19 protein-coding genes are annotated in these 20,917 nt (G+C 66.7%); all 19 read left to right on the forward strand.

The features are described from left to right. Positions 1-30: 30 nt before the first annotated feature. The 19 genes from aspS (at position 31) to carA (ending at position 20,912) form a co-directional block, all read left to right on the forward strand. On the forward strand, positions 31-1,815 hold the full coding sequence (gene aspS / locus ACQE2J_RS09535) for an aspartate--tRNA ligase (RefSeq protein ID WP_135542451.1): 1,785 nt from the start codon (positions 31-33) through the stop codon (positions 1,813-1,815). After that, positions 1,815-3,242, forward strand: a complete 1,428-nt coding sequence (locus ACQE2J_RS09540) for a replication-associated recombination protein A (RefSeq protein ID WP_426936265.1) — start codon at positions 1,815-1,817, stop codon at positions 3,240-3,242. Before aspS ends, ACQE2J_RS09540 begins: the two co-directional genes overlap by 1 nt. A gap of 107 nt (positions 3,243-3,349) precedes the next feature. Then, positions 3,350-4,927 (forward strand): cation:proton antiporter, encoded by a 1,578-nt coding sequence (locus ACQE2J_RS09545; RefSeq protein WP_426936266.1) that lies wholly within the window; start codon positions 3,350-3,352, stop codon positions 4,925-4,927. 194 nt (positions 4,928-5,121) lie between these two features. Further along, a complete protein-coding gene (rpsD, locus tag ACQE2J_RS09550; protein WP_425119349.1) occupies positions 5,122-5,763 on the forward strand; it encodes a 30S ribosomal protein S4 in 642 nt (213 codons plus the stop codon). A 274-nt stretch (positions 5,764-6,037) separates the two neighbouring features. Next, on the forward strand, positions 6,038-8,692 hold the full coding sequence (gene alaS, locus ACQE2J_RS09555; protein ID WP_135541111.1) for an alanine--tRNA ligase: 2,655 nt from the start codon (positions 6,038-6,040) through the stop codon (positions 8,690-8,692). Further along, a complete protein-coding gene (gene ruvX, locus ACQE2J_RS09560; protein ID WP_135541109.1) occupies positions 8,689-9,165 on the forward strand; it encodes a Holliday junction resolvase RuvX in 477 nt (158 codons plus the stop codon). The genes alaS and ruvX overlap by 4 nt, the downstream gene beginning before the upstream one ends. Continuing rightward, a complete protein-coding gene (mltG, locus tag ACQE2J_RS09565) occupies positions 9,162-10,304 on the forward strand; it encodes an endolytic transglycosylase MltG (protein ID WP_135541107.1) in 1,143 nt (380 codons plus the stop codon). Before ruvX ends, mltG begins: the two co-directional genes overlap by 4 nt. Then, complete coding sequence (locus tag ACQE2J_RS09570) at positions 10,301-11,221, forward strand: shikimate dehydrogenase family protein (protein ID WP_135541105.1); 921 nt, start codon at positions 10,301-10,303, stop codon at positions 11,219-11,221. The genes mltG and ACQE2J_RS09570 overlap by 4 nt, the downstream gene beginning before the upstream one ends. A 36-nt stretch (positions 11,222-11,257) precedes the next feature. Then, entirely contained in the window at positions 11,258-12,010 is a 753-nt protein-coding gene (locus ACQE2J_RS09575; protein ID WP_426936267.1) for a prepilin peptidase, read from the forward strand. Between the two features lie 10 nt (positions 12,011-12,020). Next, on the forward strand, positions 12,021-13,220 hold the full coding sequence (gene aroC, locus ACQE2J_RS09580; RefSeq protein WP_135541102.1) for a chorismate synthase: 1,200 nt from the start codon (positions 12,021-12,023) through the stop codon (positions 13,218-13,220). After that, positions 13,217-13,861 (forward strand): shikimate kinase, encoded by a 645-nt coding sequence (locus ACQE2J_RS09585; protein ID WP_135541100.1) that lies wholly within the window; start codon positions 13,217-13,219, stop codon positions 13,859-13,861. Before aroC ends, ACQE2J_RS09585 begins: the two co-directional genes overlap by 4 nt. 169 nt (positions 13,862-14,030) lie before the next feature. Next, positions 14,031-15,146 carry a 3-dehydroquinate synthase gene (gene aroB / locus ACQE2J_RS09590; RefSeq protein ID WP_135541098.1) on the forward strand — a complete coding sequence of 372 codons (1,116 nt, stop codon included), beginning with the start codon at positions 14,031-14,033 and terminating at the stop codon, positions 15,144-15,146. A 213-nt stretch (positions 15,147-15,359) separates the two neighbouring features. Then, positions 15,360-15,920, forward strand: a complete 561-nt coding sequence (gene efp / locus ACQE2J_RS09595) for an elongation factor P (RefSeq protein WP_135541096.1) — start codon at positions 15,360-15,362, stop codon at positions 15,918-15,920. Then, the gene (nusB, locus tag ACQE2J_RS09600; protein WP_135541095.1) at positions 15,921-16,331 is read left to right on the forward strand and encodes a transcription antitermination factor NusB; all 411 of its coding nucleotides are present in this window, start codon (positions 15,921-15,923) and stop codon (positions 16,329-16,331) included. A 110-nt stretch (positions 16,332-16,441) separates the two neighbouring features. After that, complete coding sequence (gene pyrR / locus ACQE2J_RS09605) at positions 16,442-16,993, forward strand: bifunctional pyr operon transcriptional regulator/uracil phosphoribosyltransferase PyrR (RefSeq protein WP_426936268.1); 552 nt, start codon at positions 16,442-16,444, stop codon at positions 16,991-16,993. Then, entirely contained in the window at positions 16,990-17,970 is a 981-nt protein-coding gene (locus tag ACQE2J_RS09610) for an aspartate carbamoyltransferase catalytic subunit (RefSeq protein WP_425119354.1), read from the forward strand. Before pyrR ends, ACQE2J_RS09610 begins: the two co-directional genes overlap by 4 nt. Next, positions 17,963-19,276 carry a dihydroorotase gene (locus ACQE2J_RS09615; RefSeq protein WP_135541090.1) on the forward strand — a complete coding sequence of 438 codons (1,314 nt, stop codon included), beginning with the start codon at positions 17,963-17,965 and terminating at the stop codon, positions 19,274-19,276. The genes ACQE2J_RS09610 and ACQE2J_RS09615 overlap by 8 nt, the downstream gene beginning before the upstream one ends. Beyond that, entirely contained in the window at positions 19,261-19,755 is a 495-nt protein-coding gene (locus ACQE2J_RS09620; RefSeq protein ID WP_135541088.1) for a hypothetical protein, read from the forward strand. Before ACQE2J_RS09615 ends, ACQE2J_RS09620 begins: the two co-directional genes overlap by 16 nt. Next, entirely contained in the window at positions 19,752-20,912 is a 1,161-nt protein-coding gene (gene carA / locus ACQE2J_RS09625; protein WP_425119355.1) for a glutamine-hydrolyzing carbamoyl-phosphate synthase small subunit, read from the forward strand. Before ACQE2J_RS09620 ends, carA begins: the two co-directional genes overlap by 4 nt. The last annotated feature ends 5 nt before the right edge of the window (positions 20,913-20,917 follow it).

The raw sequence follows: 20,917 nt of genomic DNA on the forward strand, positions 1-20,917 counted from the left end.
CCAGACCACATCATCACAAAGGAGCCTTAGGTGCTGCGAAGCCACGAAGCCGGAAGCCTGCGAGCCGCGAACGCAGGAGAAACCGTCACCCTCACCGGGTGGGTCGACCGTCGTCGCGATCACGGAGGTGTCGCCTTCATCGATCTGCGTGACGCTTCGGGAATCGTGCAGGTCGTCGTCCGCGAGGATGACGCCCACCAGCTGCGCAACGAAACCGTCGTCAAGGCCACCGGCACCGTCTCGATCCGCCCCGAGGGCAACACGAACCCGAATCTGCCCACCGGCGAGATCGAGGTCATCGACACCACCGTCGAAGTGCTCTCCGAGGCTGCGGCGCTGCCGTTCCAGGTCTCCGATCATGCCGAGGACTCCGGTGCCGTCGGCGAAGAGACGCGTCTGCGCTACCGCTACCTCGATCTGCGCCGCTCCGGTCCGGCGAAGACGATCCGCCTGCGCTCCGATGTCAACAAGGCTGCCCGGTCGGTGCTCGACGCGCACAGCTTCGTCGAGGTCGAGACCCCGACGCTGACGAAGTCGACCCCGGAAGGCGCCCGCGACTTCCTCGTTCCGGCTCGCCTCAAACCCGGCTCCTGGTACGCCCTGCCACAGTCGCCGCAGCTGTTCAAACAGCTGCTCCAGGTCGCCGGCATGGAACGCTACTACCAGATCGCCCGCTGCTACCGCGACGAGGACTTCCGCGCCGACCGGCAGCCCGAGTTCACCCAGCTCGACATCGAAGCCTCCTTCGTCGAGCAGGAGGACATCATCGCGTTGGCCGAAGAGATCCTCACCGCGCTGTGGAAGCTCATCGGCTACGACATCACCACGCCGATCCCGCACATCACCTACCACGAAGCGATGGAGAAGTACGGTTCGGACAAACCGGATCTGCGTTTCGGTCTCGAACTGCACAACCTCACGGAGTTCTTCGCCGACACCCCGTTCCGCGTCTTCCAGTCCGACTATGTCGGCTCCGTGGTCTACCCCGGAGGCGGATCACTGCCGCGCCGTCAGCTCGACGGCTGGCAGGACTGGGCCAAGCAGCGCGGTGCCAAGGGTCTGGCCTATGTCCTCGTGGCCGAAGACGGAACCCTGACCGGTCCCGTGGCGAAGAACATCTCCGAGGAGGAGAAAGCCGGTCTCGTCTCCGCCGCGGGCGCCGAACCGGGCGACGCGATCTTCTTCGCCGCCGGCGAGCCGAACTCCTCCCGCGCCCTGCTCGGCGCCGCGCGCAATGAGATCGCTTCACGCACCGGGCTGATCAAGGACGGCGACTGGGCCTTCGTGTGGGTTGTCGACGCCCCGCTGTTCGAATCGGCCGCCGATGCTCAGGCAGCCGGAGACGTCGCTGTCGGCGGGGGGCAGTGGACGGCAGTCCACCACGCATTCACCGCCCCGAAGCCCGAGTTCCTCGACAGCCTCGAATCGGATCCGGGTGCCGCTCTGGCCTATGCCTACGACATCGTGTGCAACGGCAACGAGATCGGCGGCGGCTCCATCCGCATCCACCGCAAGGATGTGCAGGAGCGCGTATTCACGATCATGGGCATCTCCGAGGAGGAGGCGCAGGAGAAGTTCGGGTTCCTCCTCGAAGCGTTCAAGTTCGGTGCGCCCCCGCACGGCGGCATCGCCTTCGGCTGGGACCGCATCGTGTCCCTGTTGGCCGGAGTCGATTCGATCCGTGAGGTCATCGCCTTCCCGAAGTCCGGCGGTGGATTCGATCCGCTCACTCAGGCTCCGGCTCCGATCACCGACGAGCAGCGTGCCGAGGCCGGCGTCGACTACGAACCGGAAGACGACGACACCGAGGGCTGATGAGCCAAGAACCGAATCTGTTCTCCGACGGCCCGGACCAGGACGCCCCTGGTCCGGGCTTCGCCGGTTCCTCCGGTGCCTCCCAGGCTCGTGCCCTCGACCCTCTGGCCGTGCGGATGCGTCCGCGGACTCTCGAAGAAGTCGTCGGTCAGGAGCACCTGACGTTCCCCGGATCCCCGCTCAACCAGCTCGTCGAAGCCAGCGGGGGAGACCGGGCGGGGGCCTCCTCGGTGATCCTGTGGGGGCCACCAGGAGTCGGGAAGACGACCCTGGCCCATGTCATCTCCCACGCACCCGGACGGACGTTCGTCGAGCTGTCGGCGATCACGGCCGGAGTCAAGGACGTGCGCCAGGTGATCGAGAACGCCCGCCGCGAACGGGAGATGTACCAGCGCACCACGGTGCTCTTCCTCGACGAGATCCACCGCTTCTCCAAGGCACAGCAGGACGCACTGCTGCCGGCGGTGGAGAACCGACTGGTCGTCCTCGTCGCCGCCACCACGGAGAACCCCTCGTTCTCCGTCATCTCGCCGCTGCTGTCCCGGTCCCTGCTGCTGACTCTGCGTCCGCTCGACGATGAGGCGGTGGGCAGGCTGCTCGACCGTGCAGTCGAATCGGACCGGGGACTGGCCGGACAGTTCGAACTCGCCGAGGAGGCGCGGACGTTCATCGTCCGCATCGCCGGAGCCGATGCGCGCAGGTCACTGACCGTGCTCGAAGCCGCGGCGGGCATCGCCGCCGCCCAAGGCGAGCGTGGGAACGCCGCCGACTCCGCGGACGGTGCGGCGGCGCCGATCCTCATCACCGAGTCCGCCTGCGCCGAAGCCAGCAGCGAGACCGTGCTGCGCTACGACAGGAACGGCGACCAGCACTACGATGTGGTCTCGGCATTCATCAAATCGATCCGCGGCTCCGATGTCGACGCCGCCCTGCACTACCTGGCCAGGATGATCGTCGCCGGCGAGGACCCGCGCTTCATCGCCCGCCGCGTCGTCATCTCCGCGGCCGAGGACATCGGCATGGCCGACCCGCAGGCGCTGCCCATTGCGGTGGCCGCCTCGACGGCAGTGCAGAACATCGGGATGCCCGAAGGCAGGATCCCGCTGGCCGAGGCGGTCACCTACCTGGCCATGGCCCCGAAATCGAACGCCAGCTACCGGGCACTGGATGCCGCCATCGCCGATGTCAAGAACGGTCTGGCCGGCCAGGTGCCCACGCATCTGCGTGATGCCCACTACCCAGGAGCCAAGGAACTCGGCCACGGCGAGGGCTACAAGTACTCCCATGACTATCCTCACGGAGTCGCAGACCAGGAGTACCTGCCCGAGCCCCTGCGGGGCAAGCGCTACTACGAGCCGACCGGCAACGGACTGGAACGGACGATGGGCGAGCGGTTGGAGAATCTGCGACGACTGCTTCGCCCGTGAACCGCCCGTCGCTTTCGCGCCGAGGTCGAAGACGGTAATTTTAGTCACAGAGAGCAACGGCGCTGCATACGATGACAGGCGCTTCGGCACGGACGAAGGAGACCGCCATGGAGGAGATCATCGTCACCGTCGCGGCTGCTCTGGCTTTGGGCATGGTCGCCTATGAGCTGCGAGTTCCTCCTCTGGTCGGATTCCTCGCGGCGGGCTTCTTCCTCCATTTCCTCGGTTTCACCGCCTTCGCCGGGCTGCAGGAGGTCTCCGACCTCGGCGTCGTGCTCCTGCTGTTCACCATCGGCCTGAAATTCGATCTGCGTTCCCTCCTCCAGCCCGAGGCCTACGGCACGGCCGCCCTGCACATGATCACCGTGGTCCTCGTCGGCTCCGGCACCATCGGACTGGCCTCGGTCATCGGTGTCATCAGCCTCCACGGCGGACTCGGGACAGTGGGGCTGCTGGGCTTCGCCCTGTCGTTCTCATCGACGGTGCTCGTCGTCAAGGTGCTCGAAGACCGGTCCGACGACGGTTCCTACTACGGGCAGATCGCCATCGCCATCCTCGTGCTCCAGGACCTCGCCGCGGTCGCGTTCATCACGATCGCGGGGGAGGAGTCGCCGAGTCCCTGGGCCTTCGCCCTCGTCCTCCTCGTCCCGGCGGCATGGGTGCTCCACCGGCTGCTCGACCGCATCGGCCGCGGCGAGCTGCTCGTCCTCTTCGGAGTCGTCATGGCGCTGGGGCCCGGCTATGTCGCCTTCGAGTCCGTGGGCATCCACGGAGACCTGGGTGCTCTGGCGATGGGACTGCTCTTCGCCGGCCATCCCCGGTCGGGAGAACTGTCGAAGTCGCTCTTCAGCGTCAAGGAGCTCTTCCTCGTGGGCTTCTTCGTCGTCATCGGACTGCAGGCCGCTCCGAGTTGGTCGGACCTGGGGATGGCGCTCATCCTCTGCGCGGTCCTCCTGCCATTCAACTTCGTGAGCTTCTATCTCATGGGTCGCCTCTTCGGCCTGCGCAATCGCACCAGCATCCGCACCAGTCTGGCGTTGAGCAACTTCTCCGAGTTCGCTCTCATCGTGGTCGCCGTCGGTGTCGGCAACGGCGTCTTCGACAACAGCTGGCTGACGATCACGGCACTGGCCGTCGCCGTGGGAATGATCGCCTCCTCCTTGGCCAATGCCCGCAGCCTGCAGATCGTCGCCCGACTCGATGCGGTGCTCCCGAGTGAGAACGAGGCCAGGCTGCGGCCCACGGACCGCCCCCTTGACACCGGAGACGCCGAAGTCGTGGTGCTCGGCATGGGGCGCATCGGCCGCGGAGCGTATGAGAGGTTCGTCGACCTCGGTGCGCGCAGCGTCATCGTCATCGACAACGACCACGCCGTCATCGATGCGCTCATCACCGATGGCTTCACCGTCCTGGAGGGCGATGCGACCGATCACGAGTTCTGGCACCGACTGGTCGTCGGCGGCAATGCCCATACCGTGGTGCTGGCCATGGCGCTGCACGACTCGAACACCTTCGCTCTCGACCAGCTGCGCATCGCCGGCTTCGACGGAACCATCGCCGCCGTCGTGCAGCGACCCGACCAGGCGGCGCACTTCAACCAGTCGGGAGTCCACGCCGTGGTCAACATCTACAGCGGTTCCGGGGCGGCCGTCGCCGATGCGGCCATGAACACGCAGCAGAGGTGAGACCCGGGCGGCCCGCGCCGGCTGCCGCTTTGCGCGACCGCCGGAACAGCCGCTAAGATGGAGTGCTGTTGTGCCTGCACGCTAAAGGCGGTCGGTGCGAGCGGATCTCGACGCTCAATCCCTCCTTCCCATCCGGGGAAACAACGGTTGCGACTCGGGCGAGAACCGATGGCCGGTCGTGACGAATCATTGTGATGAAAGGTAACCAAGTGCCAGCACCAGCACGTAATCGCCGGATGACGCGCGTCTCGCGCGCCCTCGGCCTTGCTCTGACACCTAAGGCAGAGAAGTACTTCGAGCGTCGCCCCTATCCTCCAGGCGAGCACGGCCGTGCTCGCCGTCGCAACGACAGCGACTACTCGGTCCGTCTCAAGGAGAAGCAGCGTCTGCGCGCGCAGTACGGCATCCGTGAGGCGCAGATGCTCAAGACCTACAAGGAAGCCGCCCGTCTGCCCGGTCTGACCGGTGAGACCATGGTCGAGCTCCTCGAAATGCGTCTCGACGCACTCGTTCTGCGCTCCGGCTTCGCCCGCACCATGGCGCAGGCCCGTCAGTTCGTCGTCCACCGCCACATCACGGTCGACGGACAGCGCGTGGACCGTCCCTCCTTCCGCGTGAAGGAAGGCCAGACCATCCAGGTGCATGAGCGTTCGGCCTCGATGGATCCGTTCCAGGTCGCCGCTGCCGGCGGACACAAGGATGTCCTGCCCGCGGTTCCCGGTTACCTCAACGTCAACCTCGAAGGCCTGCAGGCCACCCTGCTGCGCACTCCGAAGCGCGAAGAGGTGCCCGTGACCTGTGACGTTCAGCTCGTCGTCGAGTTCTACTCGCGCTGATCGGCTGAGCCAAGCCACGAGCCGCCGCGACTGCCCGGGACCGTTGGTTCCGGGCAGTCGTGCATTCACCCTCGGGCGACCTCGACCGGTCGGGGCGAAGACCCCCGACGGGGTCGACCGGTCATCTGCGAAGAGTGCGGAGATCCGCTCCCGGTTCCCAGGCACGCCGCCCGACCTCGCATATTGCGGCCGAGCCATTAAACTAGTCCCTGTTAAGTGCGGGTACGCACGAGTAAGTGCGGTCACGCACGGGCAATACGTGAAAGGTCTTGGATTGAAGACGGCAGAGATCAAGCAACGCTGGTTGGACTACTTCGAAGCGAACGGGCACACCGTGGTCCCCTCGGCGTCGGTGATCAGCTCCGATCCGTCCATCCTGTTCAACATCGCAGGCATGGTCCAGTTCATCCCCTACCTCACCGGCCGGGAACCCGCACCATTCAACCGCGCCACCAGTGTGCAGAAGTGTGTGCGCACCGCCGATATCGAAGAGGTCGGCAAGACGACGCGCCACGGTACGTTCTTCCAGATGAACGGCAACTTCTCCTTCGGCGACTACTTCAAACGCGATGCCATCAAGTTCGCCTGGTCACTGCTGACGAACCCCGTCGCTGAGGGCGGCCTGGGCTTCGACCCCGAACTGCTGTGGGCGACCGTCCACGAGGACGACACCGAGACCATCGACATGTGGCTGGAGGAGACCTCCATCCCGCGTGCGCGCATTCAGCTGCGCGACAGCGAAGACAACTTCTGGCACACCGGCCAGCCCGGCCCCGGCGGCTACTGCTCGGAGATCTACTTCGACCGCGGTCCCGACTACGGCGTCGAAGGCGGCCCTGTGGCCGATGAAGACCGCTACATCGAGATCTGGAACCTCGTGTTCATGGAGTTCGAACTCTCCGAGGTGCGCTCGAAGGTCGATTTCGACATCGCCGGGGACCTGCCCGCGAAGAACATCGACACCGGTATGGGACTCGAGCGCGTGGCGTTCCTGCTCCAGGGTGTGGAGAACATGTATGAGATCGACGAAGTGTTCCCCGTCATCGAAGTCGCCAGCCGCCTCTCCGGCCGCGAGTACGGAGCAGACGAACACGCCGATGTGCAGATGCGCGTCGTCGCCGACCACGTCCGTTCGGCTCTCATCATCATCGGCGACGGAGTCCGCCCCGGAAACGAAGGCCGCGGCTACATCCTCCGCCGACTGCTCCGCCGTGCCGTGCGCGCGATGCGGCTGCTCGGTGTCAAGGACGAGGTCCTGCCCGAGCTGCTGCCCGTGTCCATGCAGGCGATGAAGCTGTCCTACCCCGAACTCGAAACCGACTTCGACCGGATCTCCCGGGTCGCCTACGCCGAGGAGAAGGCGTTCCTGCGCACACTGGAATCCGGCACCCAACTGTTCGCGAACGCCGCCGATTCGCTCACCGGACCCGAGAAGACCATCAGCGGCGACATCGCCTTCGCCCTCCACGACACACACGGCTTCCCCATCGACCTCACCATGGAGATGGCCGCCGAGGCGGGACTCAACGTCGACGAGACCGGGTTCCGTGAGCTCATGAGCGAGCAGCGCACCCGTGCGAAGGCCGATGCGAAGGCGAAGAAGGGCGGCGGGCACACCGACCTGTCCGCCTACTCCGCTCTGCTCGACGAAGGCAGCAGCGAATTCGTCGGCTACGACAGGCTCGAAGCCGATTCGCGGGTCCGCGGCATCGTCGCAGACGGGGTCGCCACCGAGGTGCTCACCGCCGGCCAGAGCGCCGACGTCGTCCTCGACCTCACCCCGTTCTACGCCGAATCCGGCGGCCAGCGCGCCGACGTCGGCCTCATCTCCGGGCACCGTTTCACCGCCCGCGTCACCGATGTGCAGAACCCGGTCAAGGGACTGCCCGCCCACCGTGTCGAGGTCATCGACGGTGAACTCCACGTCGGAGACGAGGTGCTCGCCGCCGTCGACCACGACCACCGGTTCCTGGGCGCCCAGGCTCATACCGCCACCCACCTCGTCCACGCTGCGCTGCGCGAGATCCTCGGCAACCACGCCGTGCAGGCGGGTTCGCTCAACCAACCCGGCTACATGCGCTTCGACTACTCCTTCCCCGAAGCCCCGAGCCCGCAGATGCGGGCCGAGATCGAAGAGGTCGCCAACCTCGCCGTGCGTTCGAACTACGAAGTCGGAACCGAATACATGCCCTTCGACGCGGCGAGGAAGTCCGGCGCCATGGCCCTGTTCGGTGAGAAGTACCCGAACGTGGTGCGCGTCGTCGACATCGGCGGGCCCTTCTCCCGCGAACTCTGCGGCGGCACCCACGTCGGAGCATCGGCCGAGGTCGGACCGATCTCCGTGCTCTCCGAAGCCTCCGTGGGATCGGGAGTCCGCCGCATCGAAGCCGCCGTCGGCATGGATGCCTTCCGCTCGCTGGCCGCCGAACGCACGATCGTGTCCTCACTGTCCGAAATGCTCAAGGTTCCCGGCACCGACGTCACCTCGCGGGTCTCGGACCTCATGAGCCGACTCAAGGACGCGGAGAAGGAGATCGCCCGCCTCAACGCACAGCAGCTGCTCGCCTCGGCCGGGAAGTACCTCGACGAGGCGCAGACCGTCGGTGACACCCTCTTCGTCGTCGCCGAGCTCGGCGATGTCTCCAACGCCGGTGACATCCGCACCGTCGTCACCGAGCTGCGCGGCCGCGTCAACGATCGGCAGGCCGTGGTCCTCGGGCTGGGTGTGAGCAACGGCAAACCCGTCGTCGTCATCGCCACCACCGAAAAGGCCCGCACCGCCAGTCTGCAGGCGGGCAAGCTCGTCTCCCTGGCCTGCAGCGAACTCGGCGGCGGAGGCGGCGGCCGGCCCGACCTCGCCCAGGGCGGCGGCAGCGACTCCACAGCGATCCCGGCCGCCATCGCGGCCGTCAAGGCGGCCATCCAGTGAGTTTCCGCCGAGGTCGCCGCCTGGGCCTCGACATCGGTTCGGTGCGGATCGGGGTCGCCTCCTGCGACCCCGACGGCATCCTCGCGACTCCGCTCTGCGTCGTCCGTCGCAAGGACGAACCGGCGGCATTGAAGGAGCTGCGCGAACTCGTCGAGGAATACGAACCCATCGAACTCCTCGCCGGTGACCCGAAGTCCCTCGACGGGGCTGCCCGCGCGGCGGCCGCCTCGGCGCTGGAATTCGCCCGCAAGGTCGCCGCCGCCACCGACACACCCGTCCGCCTCATCGACGAACGGTTCACGACCGTCGAAGCCCACCACGCCCTGGCTGCGGCCGGGAAATCCGTGCGTCAGCGGCGCGAGATCGTCGACGCCCAAGCCGCCGTCATCATCCTGCAGAACGCCCTCGAGTTCGAACACAACACCGGTGTCCCCGCCGGACGCGAGATGCCCGACGAGGAGAGTGAGCAATGAACCCGTTCCCTGGCGAGTTCTCAGCAGATGAAGGACTAACCCGTTCAGAGATCAAGGCGAAGGCGCGGCGGCGGATGATGCGCCGGCGGCGGACGACGACGATCATCGTCATCTGCGTCCTCGTCTTCGGCATCGGCGGATTCTTCGGGGTCAAGGCTGCCGGAGGAGTCTTCGACGACCTCTTCGGCCCCAAAGGCGATTACGAAGGCCAGGGCACCAACGAGGTGTCCATTGAGATCGCCCCCGGTTCCTCTGCGCGCACCGTGGCCAACCAACTCGTCGAAGAGGGCGTGATCATGAACTCGGGTCCCTTCCTCGACGAAGTCGAACGCCGGGATGCGACCATCCAGGCCGGCACGTGGACGATGCGGGAGAAGATGAGCTCGAAGGCCGCGGTCGAAGCGCTCATCAATCCCATCGCCCCACCGAAGATCACGGTCGCCGAAGGCAAGCAGGTCGAGGAGATCAAGGCGATCATGATCGAATCGGGGATGAATGCCGACGAGGTCGACAAAGCCCTCGACGACAAGACCCCGAAGGACTACGGCCTCGACATCGACGCCGAGAGTCTCGAAGGCTACCTCTATCCGGCGACCTACGAAATGAATAAGACGAAGACCGCCGAGGATGTCGTCCAGGAGATGGTCGACAAGACCGAAGCCGAACTCGACGACCTCGGCATCGAGGCCAAGGACGCCAATCGCATCCTCACCCTGGCCAGCCTCGTGGAGAAGGAATCCCCGGGCGATGAAGAGGTGCGCAGGAAAGTCGCCCGTGTGTTCCTCAACCGGATCTCGGACAAGTCGAAGACCGGCGGGCTGCTGCAGTCCGATGCCACCGTCGCCTACATCCACGGCGCCCGGTCGGACCTGACGACGACGAAGGAAGAGCGTCAGTCGGATTCGCCGTACAACACGTACAAGAAGAAGGGGCTGCCGCCCGGACCGATCAACGCCCCGAGCGAGGGCGCGGTGGAGGCCGCACTCAACCCGGCAGACGGTGATTGGCAGTTCTTCGTGGCCACGAACCCGGACACGGGGGAGACGAAGTTCGCGAACACCTACGACGAACACCAGAAGAACGTCGAGATCTACCGGAAATGGCTCAAAGAGCACAACTCCGACGGCGGCAAGGAATGAGGATTCGCGCCGCGGTGCTGGGATCGCCGATCGCGCATTCGAAGTCACCGCTGCTGCACCGCAGCGCCTTCGCCGCCCTCGGCCTGGGCACGAGCGAGTACTCCCGACACGAACTCGTCGCCGATGAGCTCGAGGCGTTCCTCGACGCTCATCCCGAGCACACGGGATTCTCGCTGACGATGCCGCTCAAGGACCGCCTCGTGACCTTAGCCGCCGAACGAGGCTGGTCGATCGATGACACGGCCGCTCTCACCGGAGCCGGCAACACCCTCGTGCGCACCGGAGACGAGACGGCGGTGGCGAACACGGATGTGCGCGGCATCGTCAGGGCCATCGCCCCGCACCTGAGTGCGGGACGGAACCACGATGTCACCCGGGAGAGCAGCGCGGGAACCGGACGAGCGACGATCCTCGGTGCCGGGGCCACGGCCGCCTCGGCGCTGGTGGCCTGCCGCGATCTCGGCATCGCCCATGTCGACTTCCGCGTCCGCAGACCCGACCGAGCCGGCCGGGTCCTCGACCTCGCCGCTCGGCTCGGTCTGACCGCCTCGGTGGGAGGCCTGGACCGGATCGATCCGTCAGCGGTCGTCATCTCCACTCTGCCCGCCGAGGCGGCCCCCGAACCGGTCTGGGGCGGACCCCGCGCGGATTGGGGTGGGGTGGCTCTCGACGTCGCCTACGCCGCGGATTCGGCGTTCCTCGCCGCAGCCGCAGCCCACGGACTGCACCCGGTCATCGGCACGGCGATGCTCGTCGAACAGGCTGTGGCCCAGTTCGAGATGTTCTTCGACGCCGCCGCGGCGACGGGCACCGACGAAGCCGGCGTGCAGCTGCCGGCGGGACCGGAACTGCTGGAGCGGATCGCGGACGCGATGTACGCTGCCCTGGCGGAGTCTCCCGCCCGGTCCCGGAACTGAGCGGAGGAGACGGTGGAGGCCGGGGTGCTGCACGGAATGGTCACTGGACTCACGGTCCTCACCGCTTTGGCCGTCGGCCTCCTGCTCGCCCGGACCCCGCGATTCTGGCTCCACGATGACAGCCATCTGGCCCGGTGGCGAGCCTTCCGGATCCCGCACGGACCCTGGCCGGTGCTGGTCGGAATCCTCATCGCCGTCGGTGCCGCCGGAGTCTTCCAGCTCACCGTGCTCGCACCGGTCACCGGATGGGCCGCCTCGGCGCCGCTCAGCGCGACAACGCTGACCGCTGTGCATCCGAACTCGGCCGACCTCATCGTCTCGGGCCTGTTCCTCGGACTCGCCGCAGGCGTCACACCATTCCTCATCCTCGCTGATGTCATCGTGCGCCGGCTGCCCGACCGGATCGTCTACCCGACGATGCTGGCCGGTGCGGCCCTGCTCATCGTCGGCTCCGTGAGCGGGCAGATGCGGTTCTGGTTCACCGCATTCTTCGCCGGTCTCCTCGCCCTCGTGCTCTTCGCCCTCCTCCATCTGCTCGGGCGGGTGCTGCGAACCCAGACGATGGGCCTCGGGGACGTCAAACTCGCGTTCCTCGTCTTCGCCGTCGCCGGACTCTATGACCCGTGGGCGCCGCCGCTGGTCCTTGTCGTGATGATGCTCATCGCCGGCGTGTGGGCGCTCATCGGAGCGATTCGAGCCCGGCGTCTGCGCGGGGTGACGATCGCTTTCGGACCGGCGATGCTATCCGGGATGTGGCTGGGGTCGGTGCTCGCTCCAATCCTTTTGTAGAATCGGTGGAATGTTGAGATGGCTGACTGCAGGCGAATCCCACGGCGAGGCGCTGACCGGGATCATTGAGGGGCTTCCGGCCCATGTACCGATCACCAGAGACGATATCCGCGCGAGCCTGGCTCGCCGCCGACTCGGCTACGGCCGCGGCGCTCGGATGAAGTTCGAAGCCGACGAGGTGAGGCTCCTCGGCGGCGTCCGCCACGGCGAGACCCTCGGCTCACCCGTGGCCATCGAGGTCGGGAATACGGAATGGCCGAAATGGGAGTCCGTGATGAGCGCCGGCCCCGTCGACGCAGCCGAACTCGAAGGACTGGCCCGCAACGCACCGCTGACCCGTCCCCGTCCCGGCCACGCCGACATCGTCGGCATGCAGAAGTACGGCTTCGACGAAGCCCGTCCGGTGCTCGAACGCGCGTCCGCCCGCGAAACCGCGATGCGCGTGGCCCTGGGCACCGTGGCCGCGAACTTCCTCGGTGAACTCGGCATCACCCTCGTCTCCCACACCGTGGCCATCGGCGGAGCCGAACACGACTCCGAGGCCGTGCCCGATCTGCCCACCGCCGCCGACGTCGACGACCTCGACGCCGATCCGGTGCGCTGCTTCGATCCCGCACTGTCGGCGGCGATGGTTGCTGAGATCGACACGGCGAAGAAGGCCGGGGACACGCTCGGGGGAGTCGTCGAGGTCCTCGCCTACGACCTGCCGCCGGGGCTCGGCTCCCATGTTCACTGGGACCGCCGGCTCGACTCCCGCCTGGCTGGAGCCCTCATGGGCATCCAGGCGATCAAGGGAGTCGAAGTCGGTGACGGCTTCCTCACCACGAAGCGTCCCGGTTCGCAGGCCCATGACGAACTCGAAGTCGGCCCCGATGGCTTCCGCCGCGGCAGCAACCGTGCCGGAGGCACCGAAGGCGGAATGTCGACCGGCGGGCCGTTGCGGGTGCGTGCCGGAATGAAGCCGATCGCCACGGTGCCGCGTGCCCTGTCGACCGTCGACGTCGAGACCGGCGAGGCGGCGAAGGCGAACCACCAGCGCTCCGATGTCTGCGCGGTCCCCGCCGCCGGAGTCGTCGCCGAAGCGATGGTCGCGCTCGTCCTCGCCGAGGCCGTGGTCGAGAAGTTCGGAGGCGACTCCGTCGCCGAGACGAAGCGGAATCTGGACGCCTACGCAGCGGCGATTCCGGAGAACCTTCGCATCGGGCGATGAACCAGGCCCCGCTCCCGAAACCGGTTCCGCCGTTGGAACCGGTTCCCGCCGCGCTCTCGCGCATCGTGCTCTCCGGACCGCCGGCAGCCGGAAAGTCGACGATCGGTCGGCTGCTGGCCGACCGGCTCGGACTGCCGCTGACGGACACCGATGCGAATATCGTCGAGAAGTACGGGGTCATCTCCGAGATCTTCGTCGAGCGCGGAGAAGACCACTTCCGTCGGATCGAGCGCGAGGTCGTGCGCCGGGCCCTGCGGCGACTGCTCGACCGGCCGGGCATCGTGTCCCTCGGCGGAGGAGCGATCCTCAACTCGGGCACCCGTGCCCAGCTGCTCCACCCGGCGATCAAGGTCGTGCACGTCGATATCGATGTCGACACGGTGTCTCAGCGCCTGACCGCCCCGCATCGTCCGCTGCTGCGCGGAGCCGGCACGGCGGTGGAGAACTGGCTGGCGCTGGTGGAGGAACGCGAACCGTATTACGAACAAGTCGCGACCTTTCGCGTCCAGGCCTCGAACTCTCCGCCGTCGACGGTGGTCAACCGTGTCGTCGATGTGCTCACCGGTCTGCAGCGGGCCGAAGAATACGCGAAGTACGCTCACCTCGATGACGACGGCAGCAGCGGGGCGCACGGGGAGTAGGCCGCCGGCGTCGTCGCACCCGCTGAGCGCCCGCGGGATGAGACGTTGCCCACCACGAGCGCGGGACTCCTCGCCCGCACCCGCCCCGCAGGGCTAGGCTGAGACGGGGCCGGTGCCGCATCGGACACCGGACGAAGAAGACGCTGAGAACGATCAGAAAGACGGACGAATGAGCCTCACACGCATCAATGTGGACGCCGGTGGAACCTACCCGGTCCTCGTCGGCCAGGGACTGCTCGGCGAACTGCCCGGGCTGCTGGGCAATCGAGTCGAGAAGGTCCTCGTCATCCACCCGCGTGCCCTGCGCACCACCGGTGAGAGCGTCCGCGACGACCTCGCCGCCGCCGGTCTCGAGGCTGTGGCCGCGGAGATCCCGGATGCCGAAGAAGCCAAGCACGTTCAGGTCGCGGCCTTCTGCTGGCAGGTGCTCGGTCAGTCCGACTTCACTCGCACCGATGCCATCGTCACCGTCGGCGGGGGAGCCGTGAGCGATCTCGGCGGCTTCGTCGCCGCCACCTGGCTGCGCGGCATCCGCGTCGTCCACATCCCCACCACCGTGCTCGGCATGGTCGACGCCGCAGTCGGCGGCAAGACCGGCATCAACACGGCCGAAGGCAAGAACCTCGTCGGGTCATTCCACGCCCCGGCCGGAGTGCTCGTCGACCTCGACACCCTGGGCACCCTGCCGGAGAACGAGCTCTTCACCGGACTCGCCGAGGTGGTCAAGACCGGCTTCATCGCCGACAAGTCCATCCTCGATCTCATCTCCTCCCACTCGAAAGAGGAGATCGGTGATGTGCAGGGTCCGGTGCTGCGTGAACTCATCGAACGCTCCATCCGCGTCAAGGCCGAAGTCGTCTCCGGCGACTTCAAGGAATCCGGCCATCGGGAGATCCTCAACTACGGACACACCCTCGGACACGCGATCGAACACAAAGAGCGCTACCAGTGGCGGCACGGGGCCGCGGTGTCCGTGGGCATGGTCTTCGCCGCCGAGGTCGCCTCGATGGTCAAGAGCCTCCCGTATGAAATCGTCGACCTCCACCGGGAGCTTCTGAGCAAGCTCGGCCTGCCCACCGGCTACCGCTCGGATGTGTGGCCGCAGCTGCTGGACACGATGAAGCGAGACAAGAAGGCCCGCGGAGCAATGCTGCGCATGGTGCTGCTGAGCGGAATCGGAGATCCGAGCACCGTCGAGATCCCCGACGCTTCGATCCTCTTCACCGCCTACCAGGAGGTCGGTGAGAGCGCACCGACGGTCTCGCTGCGCACCGACCTCGGCTGACAGCACAGCCCGGCCCCGGACCGAGCACGGCCTGGGCACTCAACCGAAAGCCTGCGCAACACCCGCTCCGGCCCTCGGATGGAAGCCGCTCTGCGAGCTTGCTAGAATTGCCCAGTGGCGCATTCGTCGACCCTCAGCAGAGGGTCGCGCACGGCGCCGGCCAACTGCGATCACCGCTCGGTGATCTGGACTGAAGCGAAGAAGGACGAATTAGTGGCGACAACGAACGACCTGAAGAACGGCCTCGTGCTCAACCTCGACAACCAGCTGTGGCAGGTGCTGGAGTTCCAGCACGTCAAGCCCGGCAAGGGTCCGGCGTTCGTTCGCACCAAGCTCAAGAGCGTGACCTCCGGCAAGATCATCGACAAGACCTTCAACGCCGGCACCAAGGTCGAGACCGCCAATGTCGACCGCCGCGACATGCAGTACCTCTACCATGACGGCACCGACTACGTCTTCATGGACGCCGAGGACTACGATCAGGTTCCGATCTCGCCCGAGCTCGTCGGCGATGCGGCGAACTACATGCTCGAGAACCAGCAGCTGCAGGTCTCGTTCCACGAAGGCACCCCTCTGTCCGTTGAGCTGCCGCCGTCGGTGGAACTGAGCATCACCCACACCGAACCCGGTCTGCAGGGCGACCGTTCGACCGGTGGTTCGAAGCCCGCGACGCTCGAGACGGGCTACGAGATCCAGGTTCCGCTGTTCCTCGAAGAGGGCACCAAGGTCAAGGTCGACACCCGCACCGGCGATTACCTCGGACGCGTCAAGTAAGTGGCGTCCGCACGAACCCGAGCCCGTCGCAGGGCTCTCGAGCTGCTCTTCGAAGCCGGGCAGCGTCGACTGGCCATGGACGAACTCGTCACGATGCGGTCGAACGACCCCGACTATCCGATGAAGGAATACGCGGTCGAGATCGTTCGAGGCATCACCGAGAAGCAGGCGGAGATCGACGAGATCATCTCCACCCATTCTCAGGGCTGGACGCTGGACCGTATGCCCGCAGTCGACCGATCCCTGCTCGAGATCGGCACCTGGGAGCTGCTGTTCAACGATGACGTCCCCGACAAGGTGGCCATCGACGAAGCCGTGTCCCTGGCACGGCAGTTCTCCACGGATGACTCACCGAACTTCGTCTCGGGTCTGCTCTCACGCATCCTCGACGTCAAACCGACGCTCATCTGAGTCGGCGGGTCCGGACTCCGGACCCGCCCACCAGCGTGAGAAGCGCTGGGTCTACAATCGAATCGAACCACTCCTTTAACCACCGTCCGGAGAGGCGGAGAAGGGGAAGCATGACACAGCGAACAGTGCTGGACGCAGCCGATATATCGCGGGCGATCACGCGGATCGCCCATGAGATCATCGAATCCAACAAGGGCAGCGACGACTTGGTCCTCCTCGGCATCCCACGCCGCGGAGTCCCGCTGGCCCTCCGGCTCGCCGAGGCGATCGCCTCGATCTCGGGACGCCCGGAAGCCGCGACCGAACTCGCCGGCAGCCTCGACATCACGATGTACCGCGATGACCTGCGCGGCGGCTCCTACCGGGCACCCGAACCGACCTCGATCCCGGCATCAGGAATCGATGCGAAGACCCTCGTCCTCGTCGACGATGTGCTCTTCTCCGGCCGCACCATCCGTGCCGGACTCGACGCCCTGGCCGATGTCGGCCGTCCCGCGAAGGTCCGCCTCGCCGTCCTCGTCGACCGCGGCCACCGGGACCTGCCGATCCGCGCCGACCATGTGGGCAAGAACCTGCCGACCTCGAGCAGCGAACGCGTCAACGTCAGCCTGGACGAAATCGACGGATCGGACTCCGTGACCATCTCGGGAGGCCGGGAATGAAGCATCTGCTCGACACCGCCTCCCTGAGCCGTGAGGACGCCATCGGCATCCTCGACATCGCCGAAGAGATGACGCTCGTGTCGGAACGCGAAGTCAAGAAGCTGCCCGTGCTGCGCGGACGCACGGTCGTCAACCTCTTCTTCGAAGACTCCACTCGCACCCGACTGTCCTTCGAGGCCGCCGCCAAACGACTCTCGGCCGATGTGCTCAACTTCTCCGCCAAGGGCTCCTCGGTGTCGAAGGGCGAGAGCCTCCAGGACACCATCCAGACGATCTCCGCGATGGGTGCCGATGCCATCGTCGTCCGCCATGGCGGCGCGGGAACGGCACACCGGCTCGCCCACACCGGATGGATCGACGTGCCCGTCATCAACGCCGGTGACGGCACCCACGAACACCCCACCCAGGCGCTGCTCGACGCATTCACCCTGCGCCGGGCGCTGGCCGGGGTCCCCGCCTCGGGGCCGGTGGCCGGGGGACCGCGGGGGAGAGGCCTCGACGGGGCGAAGGTCGCCATCGTCGGAGACATCCTCCACTCCCGGGTAGCCCGCTCGAACGTCCACCTGTTGGCCCGCCTCGGCGCTGATGTCCACCTCATCGCCCCGCCTACTCTCCTCCCGTGGGGTGTCGAGCACTGGCCGGTGACCGTCCACTTCGACTTCGACGAAGCACTGCGCAGCGAGGACTTCGCGGCCGTGATGATGCTCCGTGTCCAACACGAGCGGATGCACGAATCCTTCTTCCCCAACGAACGCGAATACGCGCGCCTGTGGGGACTGAGCGCCGCGAGGTTCGAGAAGCTGCCCGCCCACACCTTCATCATGCATCCGGGACCGATGAATCGCGGTTTCGAGATCTCCGCTGCCGCAGCGGATTCACCCCGCGCCCTCGTCCTCGACCAAGTCGAGAACGGAGTGAGCGTGCGCATGGCGGTCCTCTACCGTCTGCTGACCGGTCAGGAGGAGACCAATGACTGATTACCTCATCCGCGGAGCCGATGTGCTCGGACGCGGAGTCGCCGACATCGCCGTGTGCGAGGGACGCATCGTCGACCCCGAACTCGTCGCCGGAAGCGATCCCGAGATCGTCGACGCCGCCGGCCTCGTGGCCCTGCCGGGACTCGTCGACATGCACACCCACCTGCGCGAACCCGGCAAAGAAGACGCAGAGACCGTGCTCAGCGGCTCCCGTTCGGCCGCGGCCGGCGGATACACCTGCGTGCACGCCATGGCGAACACCGCACCGGTGGCCGACACGGCCGGCGTCGTCGAACAGGTGCACCGCCTCGGGCGAGCCGCCGGCTTCACCGAAGTCGTGCCCGTCGGCGCCGTCACCACCGGGCTCGAAGGCAAGCAGCTCGCGGAACTCGGCGCGATGGCCCGCTCAGAAGCGCGCGTGCGGATGTTCTCCGACGACGGGATCTGCGTCTCGGACCCGTTGCTCATGCGCCGCGCGCTCGAATACGTCAAGACCTTCGACGGGATCATCGCCCAGCACGCTCAGGAGCCGCGCCTGACCGAAGGTGCGCAGATGAATGAGGGCACCGTCTCCGCCGAGCTCGGACTGCCCGGCTGGCCGGCCGTGGCCGAGGAGTCGATCATCGCCCGCGATGTGCTCCTGGCCGAACACGTCGGCTCGCGCCTGCACATCTGCCATGCCTCGACCGCCGGCAGCGTCGACCTCATCCGCTGGGCCAAGTCGAGGGGAGTGGCGGTCACCGCCGAGGTGACTCCGCACCACCTCATGCTCACCGACGAACTCGTGCGGAGCTTCGACCCCGTCTTCAAGGTCAACCCTCCGCTGCGCACGGATGCCGATGTCCAGGCGCTGCGCGAAGCACTGGCCGACGGCACCATCGACGTCGTCGGCACCGACCACGCCCCGCACACCGCCGAACACAAATGCAGCGAATGGACCGCAGCGGCCATGGGCATGGTCGGCATGGAGACCGCCTTGTCGATCGTCGTCGAAGCCATGCGCGAGCACGACTTCGACTTCGGCGATGTCGCCCGCGTGATGTCGGCGACACCGGCACGCATCACCGGTGCCTCCGGACACGGCAGCCTCGCGATCGGCGCGAGTGCCAACATCGTCCTCGTCGACCCCGACGCTCCGCACCGGATCGAACCGTCCGCTCACGCGACGAAGGGACGCAACAACCCCTTCGACGGTCTCGAAGTCAGGGCACGGATCACCGACACCTTCTTCTACGGCCACCGGGTTCTGGCCGCAGGGGCACTCACCACACCCCACCCGGCAGGAGCAACATGGACCGATCAGTAGGCACCCTCATCGTCGCCGTCGTCATCGTCGTCGTGATCATCGCGATCGCGTGGGGATGGAGCCGACGCAAGCAGTCCCAGTCAGAGGTCGTGACCCCGCCGAAGCCGCACATGGGCATCACCCCCGTGGCCGATCCCGTCGAAGGCTCCTATGTCTCGACGACGAAGGCGGGACATCCCCTCGAACGCGTCGCCGTCCACGGCCTGGGCATCCGCACCACCGGCGAACTCGTCATCACCGACGGGGGAGTGATCATGGACCTGGCCGGCCGCGAGGACTTCCTCATCCCGCGCCGCGACATCGTCTCCGTGGACACCACGTCCGGGATGATCGGGAAGTTCGTCGAACGCGGAGGCATCGTCCGCATCACCTGGCGCCTCGGCGACACCCTCGTCGACACGGGTTTCCGTGCCCGTTACGCCGCATCCACCACTTCCACCGTCGACCGCATCCGCGAAATGATCGAAGAGGCACAATGAGCTTTTCCACCACACCCGCCATCCTCATCCTCGAAGACGGCCGGACCTTCCACGGATCCGCGTACGGAGCCATCGGCGAGACGACCGGCGAAGCCGTGTTCGTCACCGCCATGTCCGGTTACCAGGAGACTCTGACAGACCCGTCCTACCACCGGCAGATCATCATCCAGGCCGCCCCGCACATCGGCAACACCGGCATCAACCGCACCGACGACGAATCCGCTCAGATCTGGGCAGCCGGCTACGTCGTCCGCGACGCCTCACGGATCTCGTCGAGCTGGCGCTCCGAAGGCGACCTCGTCGACTGGCTGACCGAGTCCGGAGTCGTCGGCATCAGCGACGTCGACACCCGTGCCCTGACTCGTCACCTGCGCGACAAGGGCGCCATGCGAGTCGGCATCTTCTCCGGACCCGCCGCCGAGGCGCCCGAGACCGAACTGCTCGCCCGGGTCCAGGCCTCCCCGCAGATGGCCGGGGCCAACCTCGTCGACGAAGTCTCGATCACCGAGCCCACGCTCATCCCCGCCCGCGGACAGAAGAAGTTCAGCGTCGCCGCCGTCGACCTCGGAATCAAGTCGATGACACCGGAGCGCCTGACCGAACGCGGCATCGACGTCCACCTCGTGCCGTCGTCGATCAGCTTCGAGGAGATCCAGGCGATCGGCGTCGACGGAGTCTTCTTCTCCAACGGTCCCGGAGACCCCGCTGCCGCCGATGACCAGGTCGAACTGCTGCGAGCCGTGCTCGATGCCGGCCTGCCGTTCTTCGGCATCTGCTTCGGCAACCAGCTGCTCGGCCGTGCCCTGGGCTTCGGCACCTATAAGCTGCCCTTCGGCCACCGCGGCATCAACGTGCCCGTGATGGACCGTACGACGAACAAGGTCGAGATCACCTCGCAGAACCACGGCTTCGCCGTCGACGCACCGCTTGAAGGCGAGACGATCGCTCCGCACAAGGCCGACTACGGTCGTGTCACCGTCTCCCACGTGTGTCTCAACGACGATGTCGTCGAGGGTCTGGCATGCCTCGACATCCCGGCCTTCTCCGTCCAGTTCCATCCCGAGGCCGCGGCCGGCCCGCACGATTCGAGCTACCTGTTCGATCGCTTCGTCGACCTCATGTCCGCTTCCCCGGCCCACCAGGCTGCACAGGCCTAAGGAGA

It is taken from the genome of Brevibacterium sp. LE-L (assembly GCF_050214925.1).
Classification (GTDB): domain Bacteria; phylum Actinomycetota; class Actinomycetes; order Actinomycetales; family Brevibacteriaceae; genus Brevibacterium.